Source organism: Clostridium saccharobutylicum DSM 13864 (assembly GCF_000473995.1).
Classification (GTDB): Bacteria; Bacillota; Clostridia; order Clostridiales; family Clostridiaceae; genus Clostridium; species Clostridium saccharobutylicum.
The window spans coordinates 4,305,623-4,318,349 of sequence record NC_022571.1 but is presented as its reverse complement, the minus strand read 5'-3'; the positions used below and the strand labels follow the sequence as shown (position 1 = coordinate 4,318,349).

General features: G+C 30.7%; 12 protein-coding genes. All 12 read left to right on the top strand.

Going from position 1 to position 12,727, the window contains the following annotated elements; translation table 11 throughout:
- Window positions 1-129 precede the first annotated feature (129 nt).
- Window positions 130-339, top strand: a complete 210-nt coding sequence (locus CLSA_RS18760) for a FeoA family protein (protein WP_022749069.1) — start codon at window positions 130-132, stop codon at window positions 337-339.
- Between the two features lie 13 nt (window positions 340-352).
- Window positions 353-574, top strand: coding sequence for a FeoA family protein (locus tag CLSA_RS18755; RefSeq protein ID WP_022749065.1), 222 nt, complete (start codon window positions 353-355; stop codon window positions 572-574).
- 96 nt (window positions 575-670) lie between these two features.
- Window positions 671-2,818: a ferrous iron transport protein B gene (gene feoB / locus CLSA_RS18750; RefSeq protein ID WP_022749061.1), complete on the top strand. Its 2,148-nt coding sequence runs from the start codon at window positions 671-673 to the stop codon at window positions 2,816-2,818.
- Window positions 2,819-2,882: 64 nt separating this feature from the next.
- Complete coding sequence (locus CLSA_RS22685; protein ID WP_022749058.1) at window positions 2,883-3,047, top strand: FeoB-associated Cys-rich membrane protein; 165 nt, start codon at window positions 2,883-2,885, stop codon at window positions 3,045-3,047.
- A gap of 729 nt (window positions 3,048-3,776) precedes the next feature.
- Window positions 3,777-4,814, top strand: coding sequence for a sulfate ABC transporter substrate-binding protein (locus CLSA_RS18745; RefSeq protein WP_022749055.1), 1,038 nt, complete (start codon window positions 3,777-3,779; stop codon window positions 4,812-4,814).
- Window positions 4,815-4,937: 123 nt separating this feature from the next.
- Window positions 4,938-5,762, top strand: a complete 825-nt coding sequence (gene cysT / locus CLSA_RS18740) for a sulfate ABC transporter permease subunit CysT (protein ID WP_022749051.1) — start codon at window positions 4,938-4,940, stop codon at window positions 5,760-5,762.
- Window positions 5,763-5,789: 27 nt separating this feature from the next.
- Entirely contained in the window at window positions 5,790-6,605 is an 816-nt protein-coding gene (cysW, locus tag CLSA_RS18735) for a sulfate ABC transporter permease subunit CysW (protein WP_022749047.1), read from the top strand.
- A gap of 3 nt (window positions 6,606-6,608) precedes the next feature.
- Window positions 6,609-7,676 carry a sulfate/molybdate ABC transporter ATP-binding protein gene (locus CLSA_RS18730; protein WP_022749044.1) on the top strand — a complete coding sequence of 356 codons (1,068 nt, stop codon included), beginning with the start codon at window positions 6,609-6,611 and terminating at the stop codon, window positions 7,674-7,676.
- A 75-nt stretch (window positions 7,677-7,751) separates the two neighbouring features.
- Window positions 7,752-9,458 (top strand): adenylyl-sulfate reductase subunit alpha, encoded by a 1,707-nt coding sequence (locus CLSA_RS18725; RefSeq protein ID WP_022749042.1) that lies wholly within the window; start codon window positions 7,752-7,754, stop codon window positions 9,456-9,458.
- Window positions 9,442-9,756, top strand: coding sequence for a 4Fe-4S dicluster domain-containing protein (locus CLSA_RS18720; RefSeq protein ID WP_022749039.1), 315 nt, complete (start codon window positions 9,442-9,444; stop codon window positions 9,754-9,756). The genes CLSA_RS18725 and CLSA_RS18720 overlap by 17 nt, the downstream gene beginning before the upstream one ends.
- A gap of 101 nt (window positions 9,757-9,857) precedes the next feature.
- Window positions 9,858-10,757 carry a sulfate adenylyltransferase subunit CysD gene (cysD, locus tag CLSA_RS18715; RefSeq protein ID WP_022749035.1) on the top strand — a complete coding sequence of 300 codons (900 nt, stop codon included), beginning with the start codon at window positions 9,858-9,860 and terminating at the stop codon, window positions 10,755-10,757.
- A gap of 1 nt (window position 10,758) precedes the next feature.
- Window positions 10,759-12,447 carry a sulfate adenylyltransferase subunit 1 gene (locus CLSA_RS18710; protein ID WP_077393818.1) on the top strand — a complete coding sequence of 563 codons (1,689 nt, stop codon included), beginning with the start codon at window positions 10,759-10,761 and terminating at the stop codon, window positions 12,445-12,447.
- Window positions 12,448-12,727: the final 280 nt, after the last annotated feature.

The following is a 12,727-nucleotide window of genomic DNA, read 5'->3' as shown; positions in this document are numbered from 1 at the left end:
TTATCATATGATTATGATTTTAATTAATGACTTTTGAAATAATTTTATATGTAAATATTAAATACAATTAGATATTAATTACATGAATTTTATATTTAAAATTTTATTAAATTTATGGGGGGAAAAGATATGCCATTAATATTAGCTAACTTAGGAAGTCAAATGAACATTAAAAAGATTAAAGGAAATGATGAAACGAGAAGATTTTTAAGCAGTCTGGGTTTTATTACTGGAGAGGTTGTAACAGTTATTTCTGAATTTGGAGGAAATCTGATAATAAATGTGAAAGATACCAGAGTTGCTTTAGATAAAGGAATGGCAAGTAGAATTATTGTATAGGGAGGAAAGTATAGTGAGTACATTAAAAGAGGCAAAGTGTGGAGAAACTGTTAGGGTTAAGAAAGTAGATGGCGAAGGTGCAGTTCGTAGACGTATTATGGATATGGGAATTACAAGAGGATGTGAGATATATGTTCGTAAGGTAGCACCGCTTGGAGATCCTGTGGAAGTAACTGTGCGTGGGTATGAATTGTCGCTTAGAAAAGCAGATGCAGAAATGATAATTTTACAATAGTTTGTGGCTATAAAAAAAGATTGGTTGGAAAATAGCAAAAATTAAAATTTAGTTTTGAGGAAAGTTAGTATAACTAATATCAAGGAGGAAGAAAAAATGGCAATTAAGATAGGGCTAGCAGGTAATCCAAACTGTGGAAAGACAACTATGTTTAATGAACTTACAGGTTCAACACAATACGTTGGTAATTGGCCTGGAGTAACAGTTGAGAAAAAGGGCGGTAAGTTAAAAGGACATAAGGATGTAGAAATAGTTGACTTACCAGGGGTATATTCATTATCACCATATACTCTTGAAGAAGTTGTAACACGTGATTTTATGATTAATGATAAACCAGATGCGGTAATTAATATTGTAGATGGATCGAATATTGAAAGAAATCTATATTTGACAACTCAAATTTTAGAACTTGGGATTCCAACAGTTATAGCACTTAACATGATGGACATTGTTGAAAAAAATGGAGACAAGATTGATTTAAATAGACTATCTCAAATACTTGGATGTCCAGTTGTAGAAACATCAGCTCTTAAAGGCAATGGTGTTAAAGCTGTAGCTGAAAAAGCAATTGAAGTTGCAAATAAAAAACAAAAACCTAGATTTGCTTTACCATTTTCAGATGAAGCTAAGGAAGCATTTAAAGAAATAAAAAACATAATACTAGAAAAAGTTTCTTATGAAGATTATGAAACTAATTGGCTTTCAATTAAACTTTTTGAACGTGATTCTAATATAATAGATAAATTAAAAATTTCAAAAAGTGCTTTGGATGAAATTGAGGGAATAATAAAAAAATGTGAAAATGAATTCGATGATGATAGCGAAAGTATTGTAACAGGTGATAGATATTCGTTTATTGGAAGTGTTGTTTCAGAGGCTGTTAAAAAGAAAAATAAATTAAAAGAAAATACATCAGATAAGATAGATAAGGTTGTTACCAATCGTTTTTTAGCATTACCAATTTTTGTGGCAATTATGTTTACTGTTTATTATGTAGCAATAACAATTGGAACACAAGCAACTGATTGGATAAATGATACTCTTTTTACAGATATAATTCAAGGGAATGTTTCAAATTGGTTAGTAAGTTTAAACGTAGCTGATTGGTTACAAGGATTAATAATAGATGGGATAATTAGTGGAGTTGGATCTGTACTTGGATTTGTACCTCAAATTGCGCTTTTATTCTTATTCTTATCTATACTTGAAGATTGTGGATATATGGCTCGTGTTGCTTTCATTATGGATAGAATTTTCCGTAAGTTTGGTCTTTCTGGTAAGTCGTTTATACCAATGCTTATTAGTTCTGGATGTGGTGTACCAGGTATTATGGCAACACGTACTATGGAAAATGATAGAGATAGAAAAATGACAATTATGTTAACAACATTTATTCCTTGTAGTGCTAAGTTACCAGTTATAGCGTTAATTGGAGGAGCGTTCTTTAGTGGTTCACCTTGGGTTGCGCCATCAGCTTATTTTTTAGGGATAATAATGATTATCATTTGCGGTATCATATTGAAGAAAACTAAGTTATTTGCTGGAGATACATCACCATTTGTTATGGAATTACCACAATATCATATTCCTAAATTAAATAGTGTTGTAATGCATATGTGGGAAAGAGTTAGAGCCTTTATTAAAAAAGCAGGTACAATTATTCTTGTTTCTTGTACTGCAGTATGGTTCTTACAATCATTTAACTGGTCATTTGAAATGGTAGATGCAGGAGATAGTATTTTAGCAAGCATAGGTAATTTGATAGCTCCTATATTTGAACCAATTGGTTTTGGAAATTGGCAATCTGCTGTTGCAACTGTTACTGGTCTTGTTGCTAAAGAAAATCTTGTTGGTACATTTGGTGTCTTATATGGTGTATCAGATGCAAGTGAAAGCGATCCGGCGCTTGTAAATAATGTTGCAGCAATGTTTACAGCAGCTAGTGGATTTGCATTTATGGCATTTAATTTACTTTGTGCTCCTTGTTTTGCAGCAATTGGTGCAATAAGACGTGAAATGGGAACATGGAAATGGACATTTATTACTTTAGGATTCCAAACATTAACTGCATATATAGTTGCACTTGTAATTAATCAAGTAGGTAATTTTATATTAGGAGTTGGAAGTTTAACAGGAGCTATAACATCAGTAATAATAGCAATAGCTGTTGTTTTAATAGTTGTAAGCACTGGAAGAAGTTCAAAAGAAAATAAAATTGATGGACAATTGAGTTATACAAAATAGATTTGTTATTTTTTGATTGTACCTAAATTAACATAGCATTATAAAATGAAAGGAGTCTGATTTTATGTTAGCAACATTTATAATTGGGATTATTATATTTGCATATATTGCTTTTATAATAAAAAAACAAGTTAAGAAGACAAAAAGTGGACAAGGCGGATGTGGGTGTGGCTGTTCAGGTTGCTCCTCAGCCAGTATATGCCATGGAGTTACAAAATCAAAAAAGTAGATTTAACAATATAATATATACGATATAAGTATAAAAAATTCGAATAATAAATACTTATAGTTTGAAATAGTTAGATATAAAGAATAATTTAAATAAATATAGAATATCAAAAGATACCAAATAGAAAATGTACAGTTCTATTCGGTATCTTTTTTTAGTATTGAATCTTATGTATAGAGTAATGTTTTGATAAGCTAAAATATCAATTAGAGAGGGGTAATAATTTAGCTTTCAAGGTATAGTATTTATTATTTAATGAAATTTATACTTATAGATATGCAAACTATAAATTATATTTATGTAGTGAATAACCGAAATGAGAAATATTTTTGTTACGTAAAGTAGACTTTTTAAACTTTTCTTTATATAAATAATTTGGGACATAATCAAATGTGGTAAACTAAGACATTATCATAAATGAATCAGAAAATTTATAAATTTAAAATTAAAAAATATTGACAAATTGAAAAAAATAGCATATAGTATAAAACAAACAAATCTTATAGAAATAGTATGAAATAAAATTGTTATATATAATATAAAATTTATTTAATTAATAAAAAAATTTAGAATACTATTGAGTATAAATTATATTTAGTAAGCAAATTTTTTATATATTTATTAGAGTTAAGTATATATTATTCATTTATATGGGGCATTTTTAAACTTAATCCCTACTAAACATATAAGAAAAATTGAAAAAGTCTGAATTAAAATGGGGGTAAGAGTATGAAAGCAATAAGAAATTTATCCTTGATGCTTATAGTGGTTGCAGTTGTAGGAATATTTTCGGGATGCGGAAAGCAAAGTTCAAATGGTGAAAAGAAATCTGTAGAGCTATTGAATGTATCGTATGATCCTACAAGGGAATTATACACAAAGTTTAATGATAGTTTTGAAAAGTACTGGAAAGAAAAAACTAGACAAGATGTAACAATAGATCAATCTCATGGAGGGTCTGGTTCACAAGCACAATCAGTTATTGGAGGGTTAGATGCAGATATTGTAACTTTAGCATTGGGATATGATATTGATGCTATAAGTAAACAAGGAATTATTAATAGTGATTGGCAGAGTAAATTAAAAGATAATAGCGCACCATATACATCAACTATTGTTTTTCTTGTTAGAAAAGGAAATCCTAAGAATATAAAAGATTGGGATGACTTAACAAGAGATGATGTTTCGGTTGTAACTCCAAATCCAAAAACTTCTGGAGGTGCTAGGTGGAATTACTTAGCAGCATGGGCGTATGCATCAAAGAAATATAATGGAGATGAACAAGCTATAAAAGATTTTATGTCTAAATTATATTCAAATGTAGTGGTATTGGATTCAGGATCTAGAGGAGCTACTACAAGTTTTGTAGGAAGAGGACAAGGGGATGTGCTTATAGCGTGGGAGAATGAAGCTCTTTTATCTCTTAATCAGCTTGGAAAAGATAATTACGAAATAGTGATGCCTTCATTGAGCATTTTAACTGAACCTTCGGTTGCAGTAGTAGATAGTGTAGCGGATAAAAGGGGAACTAGAGAAGTTGCACAAGGTTATTTAGATTATCTTTACTCTAAGGAAGGTCAAGAAATAGTAGCACAAAATTATTATAGACCTAGAGATAAGGAAGTTGTAGAAGAATACAAGGATACATTTCCAGATATAAATTTAACTACAATAGATGACCCGTTATTTGGAGGATGGGCAAAAGCTCAAGCAACTCATTTTTCAGATGGAGGAACATTTGATCAAATATACATTCCAAAGAAGTAACGAAGGATTAGGAATAAAAGATGAATAGTGAATTAAAAATGAAAAAGCTTCAACAGTAATCATTGAGTATTAATTATTTATCAACATTAATCATCAACTAAAAAATAAGAGTGGGGGATAGATATGGGCAAATCAAAAAGAGTTATTCCAGGCTTTACACTAACAATGGGTTTCTCTCTTGTTTATTTAAGTCTTGTTGTTTTAATTCCTTTATCGGCTTTAATTATAAAGTCAGGAGGAATGGGAACTCATAAGTTTCTAAGTACAGTTTCAGATTCTAGAGTATTACATGGATATTTAGTTAGTTTTGGATGTGCATTTATAGCAGCAATAATAAATAGTATATTTGGAGTAATTTTAGCATGGGTTTTAGTTAGATATGATTTCCCATTCAAAAGATTTATAGATGGAATAATTGATTTGCCATTTGCTTTACCAACAGCAGTTGCGGGTATTTCTCTTACTACACTATATTCTGAAAATGGATGGATAGGAAAAATGCTTTATTCTGTTGGAATAAAATCTTCTTTCTCTCTTTTAGGAATTGTTATTGCATTGACATTTATAGGAATTCCATTTGTTGTAAGAACAATTCAACCGGTATTAGAAGATTTAGACGGCCAGTATGAAGAAGCAGCAATGATGCTTGGAGCTAGTAAAATAACAACATTTTTTAGAGTTATATTTCCAGAAATAGCAGCACCGTTATTAACAGGTTTTGGCTTGGCTTTTGCTAGAGGCGTGGGTGAATATGGTAGTGTTGTTTTTATAGCAGGAAACATTCCAATGAAAACTGAGATCGCACCTCTTCTAATCATGTCAAAACTAGAACAATATGATTATAGTGGAGCAACAGCAATAGCATTAGTCATGCTATGTGCATCATTTTTGATACTATTTGCGATAAATGGAATTCAATTATATAACAGTAAATTAAAACAGATATGAGGTGAATAGTAAGTGAAAAAAACATTAATGCATAAAGACGAAAATAAAATCTTGAAATATGGATTAATAGGTATAAGCGTATTATTCCTTATATTAATGCTAATTGTTCCATTGATATCGATAATTTCAGAAGCTTTATCAAAAGGATTTGATTCATATATTAAAGCTGTTTCAGACGGATATACCATTAAAGCTATGAATCTTACATTGATAGCAACAATAATAGCAACAATAATGAATACTATATTTGGTATATGTGTTGCATGGACACTTACAAAGTTTAAATTTAAAGGTAAGAACTTACTGGGAACGTTAATTGACTTACCATTTGCTATTTCTCCAGTTATTGCAGGATTAATCTTCGTATTAACTTTTGGAAAAGGAGGTTTTTTAAATAGTATTCTAGTTGAAAATAATATAAAGATAATATTTGCTGTACCAGGAATAATATTAGCTACAATATTTGTAACATTTCCTTTTGTAGCAAGGGAGATAATCCCATTAATGAATGCTCAGGGAACTGATGAAGAAGAAGCAGCTGCTATGATGGGAGCAGGTGGATTTGAAATATTTAGAAAAATAACTCTTCCTAATATTAAATGGGGACTTGTTTATGGAATAATACTTTGTGCAGCAAGAGCTATGGGAGAATTTGGGGCTGTATCAGTAGTGTCAGGGCACATAAGAGGAAAGACAAATACTCTTCCATTACACATAGAAATCTTATATAACGAGTATCAGTTTTCAGCAGCTTTTGCTGTTGCTTCTATATTAGTTATTATTGCAATTATTGTTCTAATATTACGTAATATTGTGGAGTGGAAAAGTAATAAGGAGGGCTAGAATATGTATGTTGAGCTAAAGAATATTAGTAAAAACTATGGAGATTTTAAAGCGTCAGATAATATTAATTTTACAATAGAGCAAGGAAAACTAATTGGACTTTTAGGACCAAGTGGAAGTGGAAAGACAACAATACTTAGGATGATAGCAGGTCTTGAAACACCGGATAAAGGTAAGATTATAATTAATGGCGTAAAAGTCAATGATGTGAAACCAGGTAAACGTGGGATAGGATTTGTATTTCAAAGTTATGCTTTGTTTCGCCACATGACTGTTTATGACAATATAGCATTTGGTCTTTCAATACAAAAAGTGGATAAGAAAATTATAAAAAATAGAGTTAATGAACTTATAGAACTTATTGGATTAAAAGGTCTTGAAAAGAGATATCCTGGTCAATTATCAGGTGGACAAAGACAAAGGGTTGCATTTGCAAGGGCACTTGCACCAAATCCTAAATTATTATTATTAGATGAACCTTTCGCAGCTATAGATGCAAAGGTAAGAAAAGAGCTTAGGAGATGGCTAAAAGAAACTATATCTAAGCTTGGAATAACTAGTATTTTTGTAACTCATGATCAAGATGAAGCAGTAGAGGTTGCAGATGAAATAATTATTACAAATAAAGGTCGTATAGAGCAAAAGGGAAGTCCAGTGGAAATTTATAAAAATCCTAAGACACCATTTGTAGCACAATTTATTGGAGAATCTAATCTAATAGAAGATTATACAAAATTTAAAGGATTTGAAGTGGAAGAAAAATTAAGTGAAACAAAAGCTATAATAAGACCGGAATTTATAGAAATTGCTAAAGATGATACAGAAATATTAACTCCACTTGCAGCAGAAAAGGGAATTGTAAAATCAATTTCATTTGGAGGTAATAATATTCAAATAGATGTACAAGTTGGAAATGAAATATTTAATGGATATAGAAGTTTAGAGCAGGAAGAGCTAAAGGTAGGTCAGGAAGTGCTTGTTTTAATTCATAGAGTATATACATTTAATGAAAAACAGGCAAAGGTTGTAGAAAATAGAATTAAATCAGAGCAGGTATCTGTAGTTATTTAGATACAATCAAGAAAATAATATACCATTATGATTTTAGATTATTTTTTCTAATGTGCCTAAAAAAGGAGATATGATATGAGCAAGAACGTTCAAGTAAAACAATTAGAAACAGATATATTAATTATTGGAGGAGGGACTGCTGGATGCTATGCAGCTATAACTATACGGGAAAAATCTGATGCATCCGTACTTATCCTTGAAAAGGCTAATATAAAAAGAAGTGGATGTTTAGCAGCAGGAGTAAATGCAATTAACGCATATATAGTTAAAGGAAGAACTCCTGAGGACTATGTGGATTATGCAAAAAAGGATGCAGATAATATAGTACGTGAAGATTTATTGCTTACAATGTCACAAGGTTTAAATAAAGCAACAAAAAAACTAGAGGATTTAGGTCTTGTAATTTTAAAAGATGAAAATGGTGAATATGTAGCTAGAGGAAATAGAAATATAAAAATTAATGGTGAAAATATTAAACCTATCTTAGCAGATGCAGTAAAGAATCTTCAAGATGTTACAGTTATGAATCAAGTTAATGTTATTGATTATATTGTAAAAGATAATCATATACTTGGAGCATTTGCAATTGATGTGGAAGAAGAAGTTTTATATGAAATAAGAGCAAAAAAAGTAATATGTGCGACTGGTGGAGCATCAGGTTTGTATAAGCCTAACAATCCAGGATTTTCAAGGCATAAGATGTGGTATCCTCCTTTTAATACTGGAGCAGGATATGCTATGGGAATAAAAGCAGGAGCTGAAATGACAACTTTTGAAATGAGATTCATTGCTTTAAGATGCAAAGATACGATAGCACCTACAGGTACAATTGCACAAGGGGTAGGAGCAAAGCAAGTTAATTCAAAAGGCGAAGTATATGAAACAAAATATGGATTAACTACTTCAGAAAGAGTTTATGGGACAGTAAAAGAAAATCAAGAAGGTAGAGGACCTTGTTATTTGAGAACAGAAGGTATTAGTTCTGCTCAAGATGAGGAGCTTAAAAAAGCGTATTTAAATATGGCGCCTAGTCAGACCTTAAAGTGGATAGAAAGTGGTAAAAATCCAAGTGAACAAAATGTAGAGATTGAGGGAACAGAACCATATATAGTAGGAGGACATACTGCTAGCGGATATTGGGTTGATACTAAGAGGGAAACAACAGTAAAAGGTCTTTTTGCAGCTGGTGATGTTGCAGGTGGGTGTCCACAAAAATATGTTACAGGTGCATTAGTAGAAGGTGAAATTGCAGCAAAAGCAGCAGTAGAATCAATAAATACTGATGAAAAAAATTATATTAAGTTATTAAAATCGGAAGAAGATTTACTTGTAAAGAACAAGAAAGAAGAAGTTGAAAAAGTGTTGAATTTTGAAAATCAACTGTTCAGCGTAGAGCAGCTAGAGGAAGCCATGCAAAAAGTGATGGATACCTATGCAGGTGGAATTGGAACTAATTATCAGTTTAATGAAAAACAATTGGAATTAGCAGCTGAGAAAATTGAACAAATTGAGAAATTGAGTGAATGTCTTCATGCAGAAGATATGCATGAATTGATGTTTGTATATGAATTAAAAGAGAGACTTACAGTTTGTAAATCTGTTATTGCTCATTTAAAGGCTAGAAAAGAAACTAGATGGCATAGTTTTGCAGAAAATCTGGATTATCCAGATAAAAGCAATGAATGGCTTAAATATGTTAATTCAAAGCTTGTGGATGGAAAACTTACAATTTTATATAGAGATTTAGTTAAAAGAGGTGAAGTTTATGAGCATAGCAATTAATAAGGATAAATGTATTGGATGCAAAAAATGTTTATCTGTATGTCCAGGAAGTCTTATAAAATCAAGTGAAGATGGAAAAGTTTATATAAAGTATCCGAAGGATTGTTGGGGCTGCAGCTCTTGTATAAAAGAATGTCCTAAAAGAGCAATTTCATTATATTTAGGAGCAGATATTGGAGGAAGAGGAAGTAGACTAACAGTTAAATTGGAAAAGGATATTGTTCATTGGAACATTGAAGAAAGTGATGGAACTGAGCATTCAATTGATATAAATCGTAAAGATTCAAATAAGTATTAGTGACATCAAAGAAAAAGTAATAAAAAATAAAAATTAATTTCTAAATGTTTTAAATAAATTTTGGAAATTTAAATTATTATAGATAACAGGGGGACTAATATATGAGTGAATTATCACATCTTGATAAATTAGAAGCAGAAGCAATTTATATTATTAGAGAAGTAGCTGCAGAATGTGAAAAACCAGTAATGTTATATTCTATTGGTAAAGACAGTTCGGTTATGCTACATCTTGCAATGAAAGCATTTTATCCTGAAAAGCCACCATTTCCTTTCATGCATATAGATACAACATGGAAGTTTAAAGAAATGATCGAATTTCGTGATAAAACAGCAAAAAAATTAGGAATAGAAATGATTGTCCATTCAAATGAGGATGGTATAAAGCAAGGAATTAATCCTTTTGATCATGGTTCAGCGTATACTGACATTATGAAGACACAAGCCTTAAAACAAGGATTAACTAAATATGGTTTTACAGCAGCTTTTGGCGGTGGACGTCGTGATGAAGAAAAATCTCGTGCTAAGGAAAGAATTTTTTCGTTTAGAAATGAAGCACAAGCATGGGATCCTAAAAATCAAAGACCAGAAATGTGGAAACTTTATAATACAAAAATTAATAAAGGTGAAAGTATGAGAGTTTTCCCAATTTCAAATTGGACTGAAAATGATATTTGGCAGTATATAAAGCGTGAAAATATTGATATTGTTCCTTTATATTTTGCAAAAGAAAGACCTTGTATTTCTCGTGATGGCAATATTATTATGGTGGATGATGATAGATTGAAGTTATTACCAGGTGAGAAAATTGAGTATAAAAAAATACGATTTAGAACACTTGGATGCTATCCATTAACAGGTGGTTTTGAATCAGATGCAGTTACTCTAGATGCGATTATTGATGAAACTCTTAGTGCTGTATCATCTGAAAGAACAACCAGAGTTATTGATAGTGAAGCAGCAGGCAGTATGGAAAGAAGAAAGAGAGAGGGGTATTTCTAAAATGAAGAGCTTATTAAAGTTTATAACATGTGGTAGCGTAGATGACGGAAAATCTACACTTATTGGGCATATTTTATATGATTCAAAGCTTTTATATGCAGATCAAGAAAAAGCTTTGGAATTAGATAGTAAAGTTGGAAGCAGAGGCGGAGCTATAGACTATTCTTTATTATTAGATGGTTTAATGGCTGAGCGTGAACAAGGGATTACAATAGACGTTGCATATCGTTATTTTACAACTGATAATAGAAGTTTTATTGTAGCAGATACTCCAGGACATGAAGAATATACTAGAAACATGGCGGTAGGTGCATCATTTGCAGAACTTGCTATTATATTGTTAGATGCCAAGCAAGGTGTACTAGTTCAAACAAGAAGACATGCAAGAATTTGTTCATTAATGGGTGTAAAACATTTTGTATTTGCAGTTAATAAAATGGATTTAGTAGGATATAGTCAAGAAAGATTTCTAGAAATTCAGGAACAAATTAAAGAATTAGAAAAAGAACTTTCGTTAGAAAATGTTTATATAATTCCAGTATCAGCTACAGAAGGAGATAATGTTACAAAGAAGTCAGAAAATACTCCATGGTATAGTGGGGAGGCTCTTTTACCATATCTAGAAAATGTAGAAATTGATAGTAAGTCAGAAGAGGGATTCTATATGCCAGTTCAAAGAGTATGTAGACCAAATCATACTTTTAGAGGATTTCAAGGAGAGATTGAAGCTGGAAGTATTGCTGTAGGAGATGAAATTACAACGCTTCCTAGTAATGAGAAAGCATTAGTAAAAAGTATTCATATTACAGATAAGGAATCACAAATTGCAGGAAAAGGACAGGCAGTCACAATACAGCTTAATAAAGAAGTTGATGTATCAAGAGGCTGTGTACTTACAAAAGGAGCAAACATTGTAACAAGTAAATCAGTTAGTGCAAAAATCCTTTGGATGGATGATTCAGAATTAACAGCAGGAAAAGAGTACTTTGTAAAAGTTGGTACTAAGATGTTAACTGGTGTTGTTACAGATGTGAGATATAAAATTGATGTAAACACAGGAAAACATTTGCCTACTGGATATTTAACAAAAAATGAGATAGCAGCATGCGATATTTTACTTTCTGAAAAGATAGTTGTTGATAAATTCGATGAGCATAAAACATTAGGAGAACTTATTTTAATAGATCGTATTACTAATATGACATCAGCTTGCGGAGTTATTGAAGATGTTCATAATAGTGATGGTAAAAATGAAAAATTTGCTTTTGAGTATAATGAATTAAAAGCAAGAGGAGATATTTTTGAAGAATTCTATTATGATACAGAAACATTGTCTATATTCAAATATAAACCACAAGAGCAAACTTATACTGTAGGTGATAAGCTTCCAACAAAAGGCGAAAGCTTTGAATATCCAGAGAATTTTGATTTATTAGTTCTTCGTGACTGGGTGGCAATTGAAGTTCGTGATAAGAAAATTACTAGTATTAAATCTATTTATGACTATAAGTATCAAGAAGTTTCAGTTATTAATGGTAGAGGATTTGAAGTGAAGGTAAATTCTAATGAGGAAGTTACGAAATTTTTAAATGAATATAAGGAAATTAATGAAAAATCCCAAGGTGATTTCTTTAACAAATGGGTTAAGTTTGAAACTTATAGAAAAGTAGTGTTTCATAGTACCAATTAGAATAAATAAGAATTGGTGATTAATAATGAAAATGTACTGACAAATTAGATAAAGTGACCATCAATAGATATGTATTTTTTACAATCTATTGATGGTTTTTAGCTTTTTAAACTGTGTTATTTTGTAAAAAAAGTTGAAATTTACTTTTTGTTAACATAGATGAATATTTCTATTATAATAATTATGCATTTTGTTGAAAAATAATACTTAATTGGTTAAAATAGTATATATGGAAAATTAGACTGTAGATATCAAAATGTTATTAAAACATTATTGTTAA